The organism is Arthrobacter sp. P1_B9 (assembly GCF_056406495.1).
Genome location: NZ_JBFUAA010000005.1, coordinates 87,759 through 104,661, shown reverse-complemented (window position 1 = coordinate 104,661; position 16,903 = coordinate 87,759). Strand labels below are relative to the sequence as shown.

Genomic DNA, 16,903 nt, shown 5'->3' with positions numbered 1-16,903 from the left:
CGTAAGCACAATGACGACTTCTGAACAGCACGCCACGGCCACCGCCTATTGGACCGTCGGCCCGGAACAGGGCGAGCTCCGCAGCGAGGACCTGCCCGCCCCCGGCCCCGGGGAGGCGTTGGTCCGGACCCTGTATTCGGGCATCAGCAAGGGCACCGAGCTGGTGGTCCACCGCGCTAGTGTCCCGGAGTGCGTCGCCGGCGCCATGGCCGCCCCCAACCAGGAGGGGGACTTCCCGTACCCGGTGAAGTTCGGCTACCTCACCGTGGGCGTGGTCGAGGACGGACCGGAGGGCTGGGCCGGGAGGACCGTCTTCTGCCTCTATCCGCACCAGGACCGCTTCATCGTCCCGGTCGAAGCCCTCACCATGATCCCCGACGACGTCCCGGCCCGCCGCGCGGTGCTCACCGGCACCGTGGAAACCGCGATCAACGGCCTCTGGGAGGCCGGACCCCGTCTGGGCGACAGGGTCGCCGTGATTGGGGCCGGACTGGTCGGCGGCATGGTGGCCAAGCTCCTGGCCGGCTTTCCGCTCGCGCGGCTGCAGCTGATCGACGTCGACCCCGCCAAACGCGCGTTCGCGGACGCCCTCGGCGTCGACTTCAGCCACCCCGACGACGCCCTCCCGGACTGCGACATCGTGATCCATTGCTCGGCCTCCCAGGAAGGACTGCAACGGAGCCTGCAGCTGGTGGGCGACGACGGCGACATCATCGAAATGTCCTGGTACGCCGACCGGAAAATCTCCCTCCCACTGGGGGAGGACTTCCACGCCCGCCGTCTGTCCATCCGCGCCAGCCAGGTGGGGATGGTGGCTCGCGCCCGCCGGCACCGCCGCACCAACGCCGAGCGTCTCGCGCTCGCCGTGTCCCTGCTGCGGGATCCGGTCTTCGATGTCTTCCTGACCGGCTCCTCGACGTTCGCAGAGCTCCCCGGGGTCGTCCAGCGCCTCGCCGACGGCAACCTGGACGCCCTGTGCCACGTCATCGAATACCCGTCCTGGGACGCTCAATCCGCCGACCAGCCCACCGAGTTCGAATCCGCCGACCAGCCCACCGAAGCCACGAGGTAGCCCGTGTTTAGTCTGACCGTCCGCCGCAACTTCATGATCGCCCACAGCCTTCCGCGCGAAGTCTTCGGCCCGGCCCAGGGCCTGCACGGGGCCACCTTCGTCACGGAGGTGACCTTCCGCCGTCGTGAGCTCAATGACGACGCGATTGTGCTGGACATCGGCGCGGCAGGGGACGCGGTGGACGAGATCCTGGACGAGCTGAACTACAAGAACCTCGACGAGCACCCGGACTTCTCCGGCAAGCTGAGTACCACCGAAGCCCTCGCCCGGTACATCGCCGACGCCGTCGCCGCCCAGATCCGCGTCGGCAACGACGGGCGTGACCTCGCCGGGCTGGACGTCACCCTGCGCGAGACCCCCGATGCCTGGGCCAGCTACTCGCTGGACTTCGACGTCCGCTAGGCGCCGCAGATGCCGCCGGCCAGCCCCCACATCCGTCTTGTGGTGCCCGGCAACGTCCGGCACAACTCCGGTGGCAACGTCTACAACGCGGCGCTCGCCGCCGAACTGGCGGCCCTCGGTGCCGCGGTGGAAACCTGCCCGCTCGACGGCGACTGGCCGGGAGGCAGCGCGGCGGACCGTCGGCGCCTGGCCACGCTGCTGCACGCCGGGCCCGACGGCGGCCCGGCCGGGGGCGGCGGCGCTGCAACTGCCGGCGCCGCAACCTGGGGCACGGTGACGGTGGTCGACAGCCTCCTCGCCTGCGGTGCGCCCGACGAGCTGGAAGCGGCTGCTGCGGCCGGGGTCCGGGTCTGGATCCTGCTGCACATGCCCCTGCCGGACCACGCGGAGCGCGAACGCAGGGCCCTGCGGGCCGCTGCCGGCGTCATCTGCACGAGCGGTTCGGCCGCGGCGGGCATCCGCGCCCGCCACGGCCTCGACGGCCTCCGGGTGGCCCTGCCCGGGACCGCCCCCGCGCCGCTCGCGTCCGGCAGCCTGTCAACCGGCGCTCGGCACCTCATCGCCGTGGCGGCCCTGCTGCCGAACAAGGACCAGTCGCTCCTGCTGGACGCGCTCGCCCGGCTCACGGATGTGCCCTGGACGGCGTCCCTCATCGGCTCGGACACCGCCGATCCGGCCTACGCCGCGCAGCTCCGGAACTCCGTGGAACGCCTGGGCCTGGCCGGGAGGGTCCGTATCCCGGGCGAGCTCCGGGGCCCGGCACTGGATGCTGAGTGGGATGCGGCCGATCTCAGCCTGCTGATCTCCCGGGCCGAAACCTACGGCCTGGTGGTCACCGAATCGCTGGCCCGCGGCATTCCCGTGGTGGTGCGCGAGGGCACCGGAGCCGTCGAGGCGCTCGCCGCCGGCACCCGGCCCGGGCCGCCGGCGGCCGGCAGTCCGACGCCGGACAGCCCGCCGGACTTTCTGGCGCCCGGGTTGCCGGGCGCCGCCGTCGGGCTCGGAACGGACCCCGCTCCGCTGGCGGACCTGCTCCGCCGCTGGCTGGACGACCCCGGCCTCAGGGACCGCTGGCGGGAGGCGGCAGCGGCCGCCCGGGGCCGGTTGCCCGGCTGGGACGCCACCGCCCGGACCGTTCTGGGCTTCCTGTCGACGGAACCGACGGAACCCACGGAACCTACCGAAACCGCGGAAACCGCGGAACTCGGTGAAACAGAGGCACCCAGAAACCAGACGGCGCGGGTTGATACGGCTTCTTGATACCGCTGACAGAGAAGCTGTTGGAGAATGAGCCCATGAGCACCCACCCTGTCGCCACGCAATCGCCGTCGGTAGAAAAGCCCGTCAACCTGCCGGAGCCGCAGAGCCTGACCCCGGAGCGGCTCCGGGCATGGTCCTGGCACCGGCAGGGCCTGGATGGCTCGCTGGCTGGCTGCACGGCGGAGCAGGTCCTTGCCCGGGCAGGCTGGGCCCGGTCCGTGGGCGGCGCCAACCCCTACCTCACGCTCTTTGCCCGCGCCGGGATCCGCCGCGACGAGGTGGACGCCGACGTCCTCGCCCACCGGATCCTGGAACTTCCGGCCGCCCGCGGCTGCACGTACGTCCTGGGCCGGGAAGACTTCGCCTGGGCGCTTCAGCTGGGCCGGGACGCGGCCGAGTCCGCGTTCAAGGTGGTCGGCCGGCTCGGCGTGGACCGCGGCGAGATCACGTTGCTGGAAGAGCAGGTGCTGCACACCCTCGCCGAGGCGGAGGGGCCCATGGACCCGCGGCAACTCAAGGACGAGCTCGGCGATTCAGTGCGCAACCTTGGCGAGGAAGGCAAGAAGAAGGGCGCCACCACCACGCTGCCCACCGCCCTGGGGATCCTGCAGTCGGACGGCCGGATCCGCCGGGTCCCGGCGAACGGGCGCCTGGACCAGCAGCGCTACGCCTACCAGCCGTGGGGCCTGCCGCCCAGCGATCTTGACGACGAGGATGCGCGCACTGAGCTGATCCGCCGCTACCTGGGCTGGACCGGCGGGGCCACCTTCAAACAGTCGCAATGGTTTACGGGGTTCACCGTGGCGCAAAGCAAGGCGGCCCTCGCCGCCGTCGGCGCCGTCGAGGTGCCCACCGCCCTGTCCACAGCAATGGCCGGGTCACAGGCCGCCGTCGGCGGGGACCCGCTGTGGATGCTGCCCGAGGACCTCGGCGGCCTCGCCGCATTTGAGGAGCCGGCGGGGGAACAGATCCAGCTGCTGGCAGGAACGGATTCCCTGTTCCTGCTGCGCCGCAACGCGGCGGACCTGCTGGCCGAGGAGGACCTGCACAAGCCGGCGCTGGGATCGCTCGCGCTGCAGGCGGATCTCCCGGACCACCCGATCCTGGACCGCGGCCGGATCATCGGACTCTGGCAGTACGATCCGGCCCAGGAACGGATCGTGCCCTGGCTGTTCCACGGCCCCACGCCCGCCGTCACACAGCGGATCGCCGAGGTGGAAGCCTGGATCCGCGAGGACCTCGGTGATTTCCGGGCCTTCAGCCTGGACTCTCCGGCCTCCCGGCAAAAGCGGATCGATGGGCTCGCGGCTTCAGCTGTAGCCTCAGCGTCACCGGCCGGCGCGTCATCTGCCGGCGGCGCAGGCTAGCCGGAACGGATCAGGCGCGGTGCCCGGCGAAGAAGTCCCGCAGCAGCGCTGCGCACTCCTGCTCACGGACGCCTGCAACCACTTCCACCCAGTGGTTGAGCCGGCGCTCGCGGAGGATGTCGAACACGGAACCAGCGGCGCCGGCCTTCTCGTCCCAGGCACCGAACACCACCCGCGGAATCCTGGCGAGGACGATCGCTCCAGCGCACATCGCGCAGGGTTCCAGCGTCACCACCAGGGTGCAGTCCTCCAGCCGCCAGCCGTCGTCGCCCTTGCCCTCCAGGGCCCGGTGCGACCGCAACCGCGCGGCGGCCTCCCGGATGGCGACCATCTCGGCGTGGGCCGTCGGGTCCCCGAGGGCCTCGCGTTCGTTTCGCCCGGTGCCCAGCACCGAACCGTCCGGCCCGATCACGACGGCGCCGATCGGCACGTCTGCGGTGGCCAGGGCATTCCGGGCCTCAACCAGGGCAAGGCCCATCCACTGGGCATGGCGGGGCTCAGGGGCAGTCATGGGTCAATGATAGTTTCGATCCTAAGCATGCTGTGCAGCCCGGCTGCGCAGTCCACGGGTTCAAATAGTCAAATATTCGGGAGACGGCCGTGACCACCAGAACAGAGAACTGGCTGACGGAGCGCTGGGGCAAATGGGTGGTGCCCTACGCGGCGCTGTGGATCACCATGCTGATCGGCGGCGTGGTGGTGGTGATCCTGGCCCTGACGAGTGCCGAGGTCTACGACAACGTGGTGGACGACGCGGGCCTGGCGAACCTGGACAAGCCGGCGCTGGCGTTCATGGAGCAGCTTCGCAACCCCGGCCTCGACGCGTTCATCACGGGATTCACCAACATCGGCGGCGGCATCGGGATGCCCATCCTGGCCAGCATCCTCACGGCAGTGCTCATCTACACCTCCCGGTCGTGGCGGCCGCTGATCCTGATCGGCGGCGCAGCCGCGGTCTCCGTGACGGCCACGTCCCTGGGCAAGAAACTGATCGGCCGGACCCGCCCGGACCATGCCGACGCCGTGCCGCCCTACGAGAACTCGCCGTCGTTCCCGAGCGGCCACACGCTGAACACCACGGTGGTGATCGCGCTCGTGGTGTACCTGGCCTGCCTGCACATCAAGCGGACCGGCGCCCGGATCGCCCTGATCGCCGCTGGTGTGATCTTCATCGTCGCGATGGGCCTGAGCAGGGTCTACCTGGGCCATCACTGGATGACGGATGTGATCGTCGGGTGGGTCATTGGTCTGGCGTGGGTGGGGATCGTGATCCTGGCCCACCGGCTCTTCCACGTGCTCCGGCACCGCGAACACGCCGGCGACGCGCCGACTTTTGAGCATCCCGCCCACCTGCATGACGGCGCCACCAAAGGCAGTGCCGTCGGCACTGCACAGGCAGGGACGAACGACGCCGATACCTCCGGCCCCGCGGGACGGTCTTCAGCATCCGGGTGATAGTTTTGACCCATGCGCACTCTCGTTGTGGACCACCCGCTGGTCGCCCATAAGCTCACCGTTCTGCGGGACAAGAACACCCCGTCCCCGGTCTTCCGCCAGCTCACCGAGGAGCTTGTCACGCTCCTGGCGTACGAGGCCACGCGTGACGTCCGCACCGAACCGGTGACCATCGAGACCCCCGTCAGCACCACCGTCGGCACCGCCTTCACCAAGCCAACCCCGCTGGTAGTCCCCATTCTCCGCGCCGGGCTCGGCATGCTCGAGGGCATGACCAAGCTGGTCCCCACCGCCGAGGTCGGCTTCCTCGGCATGGCCCGGGACGAAGAGACCCTGGACATCATCACCTACGCCGAGCGCCTCCCCGAGGACCTCACGGACCGGCAGATCTTCGTCCTCGATCCCATGCTGGCCACCGGCGGAACCCTGCGCGAGGCCATCAAGTTCCTCTTCAAGCGCGGCGCCTCCGACGTCACCTGCATCTGCCTCCTCGCCGCCCCGGAGGGCCTGGCCAAGCTGGAGGAAGAGCTGTCAGAGGCCAACGTCACGATCGTGCTGGCCTCGATCGACGAGAAGCTCAACGAGAAGTCCTACATCGTGCCCGGCCTGGGCGACGCCGGAGACCGCCTCTACGGCATCGCCGGCTAGGAGCGGCGCCGCCGAGGCGCAACACGGAGGATCCCTTCCGCGTCGCCGCGGACCGCGCTAGCCTGTGCGCCATGGATTGGAAACTTGAACTCGTGTTTGTGCCGGTGTCCGATGTGGACCGGGCCAAGGATTTCTACGTCAACAAGGTGGGCTTCAACGCCGACTACGACGAACGGCCCATGGAGGGCCTCCGGTTTGTCCAGCTGACGCCGCCGGGCTCCGGCTGCTCGATTGCCATCGGCGAGGGCCTCAACGACGCCCCGCCCGGTACCGCACCGAGCCTGCAGCTTGTGGTCAGCGACATCCAGGCCGCGCACAAGCAGCTCAAGGACAACGGAGTGGACGTCAGCGACGTCGACGTCCAGGACTGGGGGCACTTTGTCCACTTCGCCGACCCCGACGGCAACAAGTGGGCAGTGCAGTACATCCCCCACCGGCCCAACGGCTGATCCCGGCAGGCTCCGCGCGGCAGTCTGACCCGGGGCCATGCGGCAGGATGGAGGCATGAGCTCTGCATCCCGTTCCGGCACCACCACCCTGACCGCCCGCGCCGTCCTGTTCGATATGGACGGCACGCTGGTGGATTCCACCAGCATCGTGGAGCAGGTGTGGACCACGTTTGCGGACCGCTACGGCCTGGACATCGGCGAGATCCTGCGCTCCTCCCATGGCGTCCAGGCCATGGACACCGTCCGCAGGTTTGCTCCGGCCGGTTCCGACATCCAGGCCCTCGCGGCCGAGCTCGGCCGGATGGAGCTGGCCGAGACCCGGGGCATTGTTCCGGTTCCCGGCGCGCCGGAGCTGCTGGCGAGCCTGCCGCCGGATGCCGTGGCGCTGGTGACGAGCGCGTCACGGGACCTGGCCGGGGTCCGGATGGCAGCCGCGGGGATCGGCGTCCCGGCCGTCTCGGTCACATCGGAGGACGTCATGCGGGGCAAGCCCCACCCTGAGGGATACCTCCGGGCGGCCTCCCTGCTGGGTGTCGCCCCGGCCGATGCGGTGGTGTTCGAGGACGCCCCGGCAGGCATTGCCGCGGGCATCGCCGCCGGCGTCCGGACCGTGGCGGTAGGGCCCAATGCCGGCGAACTGCCGGACGGTGTGCTGCACATTCCCGACTACTCCGGGGTGGCCGTGACCACACACATCACCGGCGCCGGCCTGCGCACCCTGTCCTTCACTTTCTAGCCCCCACCTTCTAGCCCCGCCGCTGCCCGGCCCGGACCCGACGGCGTCGCCCGCCTACCCGGCCAGCAGGTAAACGCTGGTCCCGCCCACGGTCCGGGCGGTGAAGTTGTCCTGCACCCAGGCGGCAATCTGCGCGGCGTCGTTGGCTCCGCTTTCGCCCTGCATCAGGCGCCCGGCAACGAAGTAGTGGATCTTGCCGTCGGCCACGTATTGCTGGAACTGCGCCAGGGTCGGTGCGGGGTCCGTGCCGTTGAACCCGCCCACGGCCATCACCGGGAGCTGCGTCGCCAGTTGGTAGCCGGCAGCGTTGTTGGATCCGACGACGGCGGCGGCCCACGTGTAGGGCCCGGCATCTGTCTGCAGCGCGGCCACGAGCGCCGCCGACGGCGTGCTGGCCCCGAGCAGGCCGCCCATCCCGCCCGCCCCTGGTCCGCGGCCTGTGCCTGTGCCGTTGCCGTTCGCCGTCGTGGCACCGCCGAAGCCGCCTCCTGCCGCGCCGCCGAGGGCCGGCGGTATCCCGGCCCCGCCCCGTCCGGACACGGCCGGCCCGGCGCTGACAATCGAGCCGCTGTGGGCCGTGGCCGCGGTGGACAGCGAGTAGGCCAGCGGACCGGCGAGGGCCGCGGCGACGGCGAGCGCCGCCGTCGTTCGCGCCACCGTCCTGGACGCCATCATCCCCGTCCCCTTCACCCCCGCGGCCCCCTTGGCGCCCGGGGCCGCGGCGGCCAGCACCAGGCCGGCGGCGGCGAGCGCGCCCAGCAGCGTCACCCAGCGCAGCCACGGCATGTACGCCGCGGTGCGGACCAGGAGTTCGGCGGCCATGGCGCCGGCCGCCACGATCGCCACCGCGAGGACGGCGGCGGCCACGGGCTGGTTCCGTCGCTGCCAGAGCAGGACGCCGCCGAGCCCGGCGAGCCCGGCGATCCCGGGCGCCAGCGCCACCATGTAGTACGGGTGGATGATCCCGGCCATGAAGCTGAACGTCAGCCCGGTAACGGCAACCCAGGAGCCCCAGATGATCACCGAGGCCCGTACCGGGTCGGTGCGCGGCGCGCGGCGGCCCAGCCAGAGCAGCCCCGCTCCGAGCAGCAGCGCCGAGGGCAGCAGCCAGGCGATCTGGCCGCCGAACTCGCTGTTGAAGAGCCGGAACAGCCCGGGCGTGCCCCAGCCGTTGCTGCCGCCCACACTCCCGGTTTCATCCCCGTTCAGCCGGCCCAGGCCGTTGTAGCCCAGGGTCAGCTCCAGGATGGAGTTGTTCTGCGAGCCGCCAATGTACGGGCGGTCCGCCGCCGGAATGAGTTCGACCGCGGCCAGCCACCACCCGGCGGCGACGGCCATCGCCGCGCCCGCGCCGAGCAGGTGAAGAATGCGCCTGCCTGCCGCTGCCGGCGCCGCGAGCAGGTAGGCCACGGCGAAACCGGGGACAACCAGCAGGACCTGCAGCTGCTTGGTGAGGAACCCGAAGCCCAGCAGCACCCCGGCGAACAGCAGCCAGCGCACGCGCGCGTCCTGGATGGAGCGCAAGACGGCGTAGGCGGCCGCGGTCATCAATAACACCAGCAGGGCGTCGGGGTTGTTGAACCGGAACATCAGCACGGCCACCGGTGTCAGCGCCATGACCGCACCGGCGAGAAGCCCCGCTCGGTGGGCCAGACCGGCGTCGGCCGTGGCGGGGGCCGCGGCCCGGCGGACGGCCAGATAGACCAGCCAGACCGTGCCGACCCCCATGAGCGCCTGCGGCACCAGGACGCTCCAGGAGCTCAGCCCGAAGATCCGCACCGACAGGCCCATCACCCACAGCGACGCCGGCGGCTTGTCCACGGTGATGGCGTTGGCGGCGTCGGAGGAGCCAAAGAACCAGGCCGCCCAATCCTGCGACCCGGCCTGGGCCGCCGCGGAGTAGAACGCGTTTGCCCAGCCGGAGGCGCCCAGGTTCCACAGGTACAGCACGGCCGTGGCCAGCAGCAGCCCCGCCAGTTCCAGCCGCATCCGCAGGGCCGGGGCGCCAGGGACGGCTCGCGTGCCGCCGGCAGCCGGGGGCTCCAGTCGCCGACGGCGGTCCCGGGATTGCGGCCGCGGCCGCCCCGGCGTGCGGGCCGGGGCCGTGTCGGGGCGGGGGCTCAGGGTGTCAGTCATGGCGGTCTACGCTCCCAGTTTGTAGACGGTGGCGTTGCCCACGGTCTGGGCCTGGTAGTTGGCCGCGACCCAGGTGGCGACCTCGGAGTTGCCTCCGCGGCCTCCGCCCATGCCGCCCATGCCGCCGGAAATGAAGTAGCCGATCTCGCCGCGGTCCACCATCGCCTGGAACTGTGCGAGCGTCGGGTAGGGGTCGCCGCCGTTCCAGCCGCCGAGCGCGATCACGCTGGTGCCGGTGGCGAGTTCCAGGCTCGCGGCCTGGGTGGCGCCGGAGACAATCGCGGACCACTTGGCGCCGGAGGACTTCAGCAGCGCGGTCAACTCCGCCGAGGACGTTTCCCCGCCGGGGCCGCCGCCCATGCCGTCACTGCCGGTCCTGCCTGCCGCCCCGAAGCCGCCGCCCATCGCGGACGCGGTGGGGCCCGACGTGGGGATCGAACCGGAATGCGGCTGGGCGACGGTCGCCAGTGTCCACGCGGTGCTTCCGAGCCCGCCGGCAAGCAGGCAGAGGATCACGACGCCGGCCGTGGCGGCCTTGCGGAACCGCGCCGGGAGAGCCGCCATGCCGTCCGCCCGCAGGAGCAGGGCCGCGGCGGCGAGCACGCCCAGGACCACGATGATCACCCGGAGCCCGGGAAGCCAGGACGGGTCGCGGCCCAGGAGCACGGCGGACCAGACCGAGGTGGCCAGCACCGTCACGGCCAGGACAACCCGGGCGGGCCAGTAGGCCCGGCCCCGCCACAGTTCCAGGGAACCGATGCCGGCCAGCGCCGCGATGGCGGGGGCCAGCGCCACGGCGTAGTACGGATGCACGGTGCCGCTCATGAAGCTGAAGATTCCCGCAGTGATGACCAGCCAGCCGCCCCACAGCAGGAGCGCCGCACGGGTTTTTGAGGTCCTGGCCTCGCGCCGGGTGAACCACAGCCCGGCGGCCAGCAGGATCAGGGCCGCCGGCAGCAGCCAGGACACCTCGCCGCCGAAGCTGGTCCCGAACATCCGGGTGATCCCGGCCGCGCCGCCGAAGCCGACGTTTCCGTTGCCTCCCGGGCCGCCGGCGTTGCCTCCCAGGTTTCCTCCCCCGGGCATGCCCCCGCCTGACCCGGTGATCCGGCCCAGGCCGTTGTAGCCGAACGTCAGTTCCAGGAAGCTGTTGGTCTCAGACCCCGCCATGTACGGCCGGACCGAGGCCGGCGTCAGCTGGAACAGCACAACGTAGCTGCCGGCCACGACGGCGATCCCGGCGGCGGCGGCCAGCAGGTGCAGGAGCCGGCGGCCGAGGGTGGTGGGCGCCGCCCACAGGTAGGCCAGGGCCAGCCCGGGAACGATCAGGAAGCCCTGCAGCATCTTGCTCAGGAACGCCAGGCCGATGACCGCGCCGGCCGCGGCGAGCCACTTCCAGCCGGCCTTCTCGATGGCGCGGGTGGTGAGGTAGGCCGCCAGCACCAGGCACAGGGTGAGCATCGCGTCCGGGTTGTTGAACCGGAACATCAGGGCGGCCACCGGGGTCAGCGCCAGGGCGCCGCCGGCGAGCAGGCCCGCGGCCGGCCCGGACACCCGCTTGATGGTCAGGTAGAGAAGCCCGACGGCGGCCACTCCCATGAGCGCCTGGGGAATGAGCATGCTCAGGGCCGAGAAACCAAAGATCCGTCCCGCGAGGGCGGGAATCCAGAGTGCGGCCGGGGGCTTGTCCACCGTGATGGCATTGCCGGCGTCGAGGGAGCCGAAGAGCAGCGCGGTCCAGTCCTTGGTCCCGGCCTGGATCGCCGCGGCATAGAAGGAGTTGGCGTAGCCGGTGGCCTCCAGATTCCACAGGTACAACGCCGCGGAGACCACCAGGAGCAGCGCTGCCGAGGGCCGCACCCAGCGGGGCTGCGGTCCGAACAGCAGCCGGTCCCGGCGGCCTTGGGTGGCCGGCGCCGGGGACGCGGGCAGATGGGGCGCCGTCCCGCCGTCTCCGGGAACCGGGTGTGGCTGTTCCTCGGCGGCCGGCGGCCTGCCGGCCGGGGAACCGCCCTGGGCTCCGGCGGTGGGGCTAATGGTTGCCGTCATTTACTTGGCCTTTTCTGTGCGGGAGAGGGAAGGATCGGGGGCGCCGGGCGCCGGAACGGCAGCGGCGGGCCTGTGGCGGAAAACCACCAACCGGAAGAGCAGGAACTTCACGGCCGTGGCGGCCAGGTTGGCGGCGGTGACCGTGAGCAGTTCAAGCCAGCGGTCCGGGGCCGCTCCCGACGCGGCGTGAACGAGGGCGAGTGCGCCCGAGGTCAGGGCCAGCCCGATGCCGAAGACCAGCAGCCCCTCAAAATGGTGGCGAGCCGCCTGGCTGCCGCCCTGGATGCCGAACGTGAAGCGCCGGTTGGCCGCAGTGTTGGCCACGGCGGTGGTGAGCAACGCGAGGAAGTTTGCCAGCTGCGGGTCCATGAACCCGCGGCAGAGCAGGAAAATCGCCAGGTAGGCCAGGGTGGAGGCCACCCCGATGCTGCCGAAGCGGACGAGCTGTCCGAAGAGGCTTCCGCCGGGGCTTTGTTCCTGTGCCCGCGAGGCGGCCGGCAGCGGTCCGCGGGCCAGGGCCGCGCGCAGGTCGGGAACCGGGATCCTGCCCGAGACCAGGTCCCGGCTCAACCGTGCCATGCCGCGCAAGTCCGCGAGGGCCGTCTGGACGATGTCCACGCTGGAATCCGGGTCGTCGGTCCAGTCCACCGGGACTTCGTGGACGCGCAGGCCGCACTTTTCTGCCAGGACCAGCAGCTCGGTGTCGAAGAACCAGGCGTTGTCCAGCGTGTGGGGAAGCAGTTGCCGGGCCACGTCCGCCCGGATCGCCTTGAAGCCGCACTGCGCGTCACTGAAGTGGGCGCCCATGAGGGCCTGGAGCAGGAAGTTGTAGCTGCGCGAGATGAATTCCCGTTTGGGTCCGCGGACCACGCGGGAGTTGCGGGTCAGCCGTGTCCCGATCGCCAGGTCGGAGTGCCCGGAAATGAGCGGGGCAAGGAGCGGGCCGAGGGCCGCCAGATCAGTGGAAAGATCCACATCCATGTACGCCAGGACCGGCGACGGCGAGGCCAGCCACACCTTGCGGAGTGCGTTTCCGCGGCCCTTTTCTGCCATATGGACCACCGTCACTTCGCGCAGCTCGCGGGCTACCCGTTCCGCGGCCTTGAGCGTTCCGTCGGTGCTGGCGTTGTCCGCCACGGTGATCCGGAAGGAATGCGGGAAGGCGCCGAGCAGGTACGCGTGGAGCCGGCGCAGGCAGGCCTCGAGGTCCCGTTCCTCGTTAAAGACCGGGATGGTGACGTCCAGCAGGGGCGTGCTGGCGCGCGTATCAATGGCCGTGCGCCGGCCGCCGGGGCCGGTCAGGGCCCCAGCGATCGGGCCCGGGACGGGTGCGTCGGCCAGCGCAAGCCCCGAGGGTGCCCCGGGGGCCGCCGGGCCGGCCGGCGTCGCCGTGGAGCGGGGCAGGGTTCCTGTGGCCTGGTCTGTGAATGTCATGGCTCAACTTTCCCGGCGGCCCATATGAGGGCTTTAGGGTCAAGCTGTGCGGGGGCTGTGGAAGTCCGGGCCGCCGGGGCCGGTCCGGCCGTGGAGACGCAAAGAGGCCCCGGATCCATGCGGATCCGGGGCCTCCAGGGCGGGGGCGGCTAGTGCCGGTTTAGTACCAGTTGTGTGCGTAGTGGAAGTTCAGGGCACCGCAGGGGGAACCGTAGCGCGACTTGACGTAGTTCAGGCCCCAGTTGATCTGGGTCCGGTAGTTGGTCATGTAATCGGCGCCGGCGCTCGCCATCTTCGAGGCGGGCAGGGACTGGACCACGCCGTAGGCGCCGCTGCTGGCGTTCGTGGCGGTGGTCTTCCAGTCGGATTCCTTGGTCCACAGCTTGTGCAGGCACTGCATCTGGCCGGGTGCCCAGCCATAGCTTCCCAGCTGGGACGCGGCGTAGGCCTGCGCGCCGGCGGGGTCGTCGACTGCGACCGGCGCGGCTGCCGGTGCCGGTGCCGGAGCGGCTGCCGGTGCCGGAGCGGGGGCTGCCGCGGGAGCCGGAGCAGGTGCGGGGGCTGCCGCGGGTGCCGGAGCAGGTGCTGCCGCGGCTGCCGGTGCGGCAGCAGCGGGCGCGTGGATCAGCGCTTCGGCTGCCTTAACCTCCGAGATCTGGGGAGCCACGTTCTTTTCCGTGGCAGCGGTCGGCCCAGCCACCTGGACCCGCTCGAAGTTGAGCTTGGCCAGCGGGTCGGCGATCGTGGCCGTCTGGCTCGCAACATTCGCCGTGTGGGCGCCCGGCTCTGCCGCCTGGCTGGCGGCGCCGCCACCCAGCAGCAGCGCGCACGCGGCGGTGACGACGGCGGCACGGCGGCCGGTTACACCGAGCCCGGCGGCGAACCGCGACAGGGCGGATGCCTGCTTGACCGGTTCGGCGCGGTGGCGCGACTTGGCGGCGCCAACTGAGCGGGAATGCGAACCGCCGTCAGGGCGTGTTTGTACCTGGAATTCAGTCATGGTGGCCTCTCAACGCCGGCGGAGTTAGCTGTCGGGTTCGGATGAGGTCATCCGGCCGCACGGAACATCACGTGTCGGCTTCACCCCGAGGGCGCATGAAAGCAGATTGCCCGGGAACTCTGGGTCCCCCGCCTCTGCCTGGTCCAGCGGAATCCGGGAAGCGGCAGAGTTTGGCGTCCGTCCGGATATGCGGCACCGATGGCGGCGCACGCTAACGACGCTACAGGACCCGGCCGCTTAAGTCACATTTTGGTAACAGGAGTCACAGTGCCGGGGTGTCGGGTTGCGCCGGGCTCACCGGTCGACCGTCCGGGTCGTTTGCGCCGGCGGCGGCCGTTCCGGTTACGCCGGCGGCGGCGAGGCGGGCAGCCGCACGGCGAACTCCGTGCGGCCCGGCCGGGACGTGACCTCGACTGTTCCTCCGTGGGCCTCCACGATCGACTGGACAATGGACAGGCCCAACCCGCTGGTGCCCTCGGACGTCGGCGCGGCGGTCGCCGTGCCGTGACCTCCGCGGCTGCCGGAAACGGCGCCGGAGGACGAGCGTGCGGCGGCCCCGGACCCGACCCTGGCCGTCGCGACGGCAGAATCGGCGGGGACGGCTGCGGGGTTCGACGCCGGATTGGTGCGCGAGGCGTCGGCCCGGGTGAAGCGGGCGAAGACCCGGCCGATAAATTCCGGGGCGATGCCGCTGCCATTGTCTGTCACGGTGACCACGGCACTGCCGTCAGCCGAGCGCATGACGCCCGTGACCACCTTGGTCCCGGGTTCCGTGTGCTTGCGCGCATTGGACAGCAGGTTGGCGAGGACCTGGTGAAGCTGGGTCGCATCACCGCGCACCACCACGGGCTCGTCCGGAAGTTCCAGCTGCCAGATGCGGTCCGGGGCCATGACTTTCTCATCGCTGACCGTCTCGATGGCCAGTTGGGTGAGGTCGACGTCGGAGATTTTGAGCGGCTGTCCCTCGTCCAGGCGCGCCAGCAGCAGCAGGTCCTCCACGAGCGTGGTCATCCGCTCGGACTGGCTTTGCACACGGGCGAGGGACCTCTCGCCGTCGGGGGTGAAATGCTCGGTCATCCGCATCAGCTCCGTGTAGCCGCGGATGGCCGTCAGCGGGGTGCGGAGTTCGTGCGAGGCGTCGGCGACGAACTGCCGGACCTTCATCTCGCTCTCCTGCCGCGCCTCGAGAGCGTTGGAGACGTTGTCCAGCATCTTGTTCAGCGCGTAGCCCACGCTGCCCACTTCCGTTCCGGGATGGGCCGCCGACGTCGGGACGCGGACCCCGAGCGCCACCTCGCCGGCGTCCAGCGGGAGACGGGAGACCTTAGTGGCAACCTCGGAGAGCTGTTCCAGCGGCTTCATGGTCCGCCGGATCAGGGCCGTGCCGGCGAGCCCGATCAGCACGAGCCCGCCTGCGGACACCACCACCATGGTCCAGACCAGGGAGGCCAGGGTGCTTTGTTTTTCTGCCAGCGGGAGTCCGGTCACAATCACGTCACCGTACGGTGTTCGCGCCGCCGTGAGCCGGTAGGCGCCGGCCGAAAGGCTGCGGTCCACGGACACGCCGCTCGGGGTGAGGGCCAGGAGAACCTTGTTGTCGGCGGGGGAGAGGCTCTTGACCGCGCCGTCCCCGGCCAGGAACCCGGCCCTGCTGACTTCGCCGTCCACTATCCGTGCGTTAAGCGTCCCGACGCCCTGTCCCCGGGCTTCGAGGGGGTCGGGGCGCCTGCCCGAATCGTCGGAGGAGGGCCGGCCGAACTCGCTCGAACGGTGCGAGGCCTGGTCCAGCTGGGTGTCGAGCTGCCGGGTGAGGAAGAGGTCCATGGAGGCGTAGCTGAACAAGCCCACAGCGCCGCAGATGGCCACGAGCAGCGCCATGGCGACCAGGACCAGCCGGGTGCGCAAATGCCACGTCGACGGGTTGCGCCAGTCGCGTCCGGGGACGCGGGTCATGCCGGAAAGTGAGGGCACGGATCAGTCCGCCGGTTTCAGGACGTACCCGGCTCCGCGCACCGTGTGGATCATCGGAGCGTGGTTGGCGTCGACCTTCTTGCGAAGGTAGGAAATGTACAGTTCCACGATGTTCGCCTGGCCGCCGAAATCGTAGTCCCAGACACGGTCCAGGATCTGGGCCTTGCTGATGACCCGCTTCGGGTTTTCCATGAGGTAGCGCAGCAGCTCGAACTGCGTGGCGGTCAGGTGCATTTCCTCACCGGCCCGGGTGACTTCGCGGGTGTCGACGTTGAGCACGAGGTCTCCCACCACGAGTTCGGCGGTGTCCATGGCAGCCACTCCGGAGCGCTGGACCAGCCGGTGCAGGCGCAGCAGCACCTCTTCCATGCTGAACGGCTTGGTGACATAGTCGTCGCCGCCGGCCGCCAGTCCGGTGATGCGGTCCTGGACGGCATCCTTGGCGGTGAGGAACAGCGCCGGCACCTCCGGCGCGAACGCGCGGATCCTGTTCAGCAGTTCGACGCCGTCGAACCCGGGCAACATCACGTCCAGCACCAGCACGTCGGGGCGGAACTCCTTGGCTAGCCGGACGGCTCCGGGCCCGTCCTCGGCTACGGCCACAGACCAGCCGGCCATCCGGAGCCCCATGCTCATGAGCTCGGAGAGGCTGGGCTCGTCATCCACCACGAGGGCGCGGATGGGGGAGCCGTCCGGATGCGTGAGCTGGGGAAGGTTGTTGGTCATGGAGTGCGAAGTGGCCATGGGGACAACTCTCCGATCTGCCGGTTAGGCGGGGCTTTGGGGACCCTGTGCGGCACCTGTGAATCCCAGCCTAGCGAGCTGGATGCCGTTGCGGGACCGTACGGGCCGCACCGGCCATGTTCAAACCCCTTTACCGTCCGGCGCCAACGTCACAGGCCGGGCTGTCGGCCCGCACAGCCC

The 16,903-nt window shown here is 70.6% G+C and carries 15 protein-coding genes and 1 riboswitch; of the genes, 8 read left to right on the top strand and 7 right to left on the bottom strand.

Annotated elements, in window-relative coordinates:
• Window positions 1–10 precede the first annotated feature (10 nt).
• The 4 genes from AC1D1A_RS09250 to AC1D1A_RS09235 are packed head-to-tail and all read left to right on the top strand — an operon-like array spanning window position 11 to window position 4,101.
• A complete protein-coding gene (locus tag AC1D1A_RS09250) occupies window positions 11–1,072 on the top strand; it encodes a zinc-dependent alcohol dehydrogenase (RefSeq protein WP_476947589.1) in 1,062 nt (353 codons plus the stop codon).
• A gap of 3 nt (window positions 1,073–1,075) precedes the next feature.
• Window positions 1,076–1,474 carry a 6-pyruvoyl trahydropterin synthase family protein gene (locus AC1D1A_RS09245; protein WP_476857772.1) on the top strand — a complete coding sequence of 133 codons (399 nt, stop codon included), beginning with the start codon at window positions 1,076–1,078 and terminating at the stop codon, window positions 1,472–1,474.
• A gap of 9 nt (window positions 1,475–1,483) precedes the next feature.
• Entirely contained in the window at window positions 1,484–2,734 is a 1,251-nt protein-coding gene (locus AC1D1A_RS09240; protein ID WP_476947588.1) for a glycosyltransferase, read from the top strand.
• A 35-nt stretch (window positions 2,735–2,769) separates the two neighbouring features.
• Window positions 2,770–4,101: a DNA glycosylase AlkZ-like family protein gene (locus AC1D1A_RS09235; RefSeq protein ID WP_476947587.1), complete on the top strand. Its 1,332-nt coding sequence runs from the start codon at window positions 2,770–2,772 to the stop codon at window positions 4,099–4,101.
• 10 nt (window positions 4,102–4,111) lie between these two features.
• Here the strand turns inward: AC1D1A_RS09235 and AC1D1A_RS09230 are convergent, their stop codons facing one another.
• Window positions 4,112–4,612, bottom strand: a complete 501-nt coding sequence (locus AC1D1A_RS09230) for a nucleoside deaminase (protein ID WP_230008679.1) — start codon at window positions 4,610–4,612, stop codon at window positions 4,112–4,114.
• 89 nt (window positions 4,613–4,701) lie between these two features.
• Between AC1D1A_RS09230 and AC1D1A_RS09225 the strand changes: the two genes are divergently transcribed.
• The 4 genes from AC1D1A_RS09225 (at window position 4,702) to AC1D1A_RS09210 (ending at window position 7,389) form a co-directional block, all read left to right on the top strand.
• The gene (locus tag AC1D1A_RS09225; protein WP_476947586.1) at window positions 4,702–5,556 is read left to right on the top strand and encodes a phosphatase PAP2 family protein; all 855 of its coding nucleotides are present in this window, start codon (window positions 4,702–4,704) and stop codon (window positions 5,554–5,556) included.
• Window positions 5,557–5,568: 12 nt separating this feature from the next.
• Window positions 5,569–6,204: a uracil phosphoribosyltransferase gene (gene upp / locus AC1D1A_RS09220; protein WP_018774274.1), complete on the top strand. Its 636-nt coding sequence runs from the start codon at window positions 5,569–5,571 to the stop codon at window positions 6,202–6,204.
• A gap of 71 nt (window positions 6,205–6,275) precedes the next feature.
• Window positions 6,276–6,653: a glyoxalase superfamily protein gene (locus tag AC1D1A_RS09215; protein ID WP_026266579.1), complete on the top strand. Its 378-nt coding sequence runs from the start codon at window positions 6,276–6,278 to the stop codon at window positions 6,651–6,653.
• 55 nt (window positions 6,654–6,708) lie between these two features.
• The gene (locus tag AC1D1A_RS09210; protein ID WP_476947585.1) at window positions 6,709–7,389 is read left to right on the top strand and encodes an HAD-IA family hydrolase; all 681 of its coding nucleotides are present in this window, start codon (window positions 6,709–6,711) and stop codon (window positions 7,387–7,389) included.
• A 54-nt stretch (window positions 7,390–7,443) separates the two neighbouring features.
• Here the strand turns inward: AC1D1A_RS09210 and AC1D1A_RS09205 are convergent, their stop codons facing one another.
• The 6 genes from AC1D1A_RS09205 to AC1D1A_RS09180 form a co-directional block, all read right to left on the bottom strand.
• On the bottom strand, window positions 7,444–9,525 hold the full coding sequence (locus AC1D1A_RS09205; protein WP_476947584.1) for an ArnT family glycosyltransferase: 2,082 nt from the start codon (window positions 9,523–9,525) through the stop codon (window positions 7,444–7,446).
• 6 nt (window positions 9,526–9,531) lie between these two features.
• On the bottom strand, window positions 9,532–11,574 hold the full coding sequence (locus AC1D1A_RS09200; protein WP_476947583.1) for a glycosyltransferase family 39 protein: 2,043 nt from the start codon (window positions 11,572–11,574) through the stop codon (window positions 9,532–9,534).
• Complete coding sequence (locus AC1D1A_RS09195) at window positions 11,575–13,008, bottom strand: bifunctional glycosyltransferase family 2/GtrA family protein (RefSeq protein WP_476947582.1); 1,434 nt, start codon at window positions 13,006–13,008, stop codon at window positions 11,575–11,577.
• A 160-nt stretch (window positions 13,009–13,168) separates the two neighbouring features.
• Window positions 13,169–14,008 (bottom strand): aggregation-promoting factor C-terminal-like domain-containing protein, encoded by an 840-nt coding sequence (locus AC1D1A_RS09190; protein ID WP_476874420.1) that lies wholly within the window; start codon window positions 14,006–14,008, stop codon window positions 13,169–13,171.
• A riboswitch (cyclic di-AMP (ydaO/yuaA leader) is annotated at window positions 14,008–14,167 on the bottom strand. (Overlaps the previous gene by 1 nt.)
• A 183-nt stretch (window positions 14,168–14,350) precedes the next feature.
• Window positions 14,351–15,961, bottom strand: coding sequence for a sensor histidine kinase (locus AC1D1A_RS09185; RefSeq protein WP_476947581.1), 1,611 nt, complete (start codon window positions 15,959–15,961; stop codon window positions 14,351–14,353).
• A gap of 21 nt (window positions 15,962–15,982) precedes the next feature.
• On the bottom strand, window positions 15,983–16,723 hold the full coding sequence (locus tag AC1D1A_RS09180) for a response regulator transcription factor (RefSeq protein ID WP_079551963.1): 741 nt from the start codon (window positions 16,721–16,723) through the stop codon (window positions 15,983–15,985).
• Window positions 16,724–16,903 lie beyond the last annotated feature (180 nt).

Excerpts from the sequence above, each read along its gene's own strand:
- AC1D1A_RS09235 (WP_476947587.1), top strand. The coding sequence starts at position 2,770 with ATGAGCACCCACCCTGTCGCCACGCAATCGCCGTCGGTAGAAAAGCCC.
- AC1D1A_RS09195 (WP_476947582.1), bottom strand. The coding sequence starts at position 13,008 with ATGACATTCACAGACCAGGCCACAGGAACCCTGCCCCGCTCCACGGCG.
- AC1D1A_RS09190 (WP_476874420.1), bottom strand. The coding sequence starts at position 14,008 with ATGACTGAATTCCAGGTACAAACACGCCCTGACGGCGGTTCGCATTCC.
- AC1D1A_RS09180 (WP_079551963.1), bottom strand. The coding sequence starts at position 16,723 with ATGGCCACTTCGCACTCCATGACCAACAACCTTCCCCAGCTCACGCAT.
- AC1D1A_RS09250 (WP_476947589.1), top strand. The coding sequence starts at position 11 with ATGACGACTTCTGAACAGCACGCCACGGCCACCGCCTATTGGACCGTC.
- AC1D1A_RS09215 (WP_026266579.1), top strand. The coding sequence starts at position 6,276 with ATGGATTGGAAACTTGAACTCGTGTTTGTGCCGGTGTCCGATGTGGAC.
- AC1D1A_RS09185 (WP_476947581.1), bottom strand. The coding sequence starts at position 15,961 with ATGACCCGCGTCCCCGGACGCGACTGGCGCAACCCGTCGACGTGGCAT.
- upp (WP_018774274.1), top strand. The coding sequence starts at position 5,569 with ATGCGCACTCTCGTTGTGGACCACCCGCTGGTCGCCCATAAGCTCACC.
- AC1D1A_RS09210 (WP_476947585.1), top strand. The coding sequence starts at position 6,709 with ATGAGCTCTGCATCCCGTTCCGGCACCACCACCCTGACCGCCCGCGCC.
- AC1D1A_RS09230 (WP_230008679.1), bottom strand. The coding sequence starts at position 4,612 with ATGACTGCCCCTGAGCCCCGCCATGCCCAGTGGATGGGCCTTGCCCTG.
- AC1D1A_RS09205 (WP_476947584.1), bottom strand. The coding sequence starts at position 9,525 with ATGACTGACACCCTGAGCCCCCGCCCCGACACGGCCCCGGCCCGCACG.
- AC1D1A_RS09240 (WP_476947588.1), top strand. The coding sequence starts at position 1,484 with ATGCCGCCGGCCAGCCCCCACATCCGTCTTGTGGTGCCCGGCAACGTC.
- AC1D1A_RS09200 (WP_476947583.1), bottom strand. The coding sequence starts at position 11,574 with ATGACGGCAACCATTAGCCCCACCGCCGGAGCCCAGGGCGGTTCCCCG.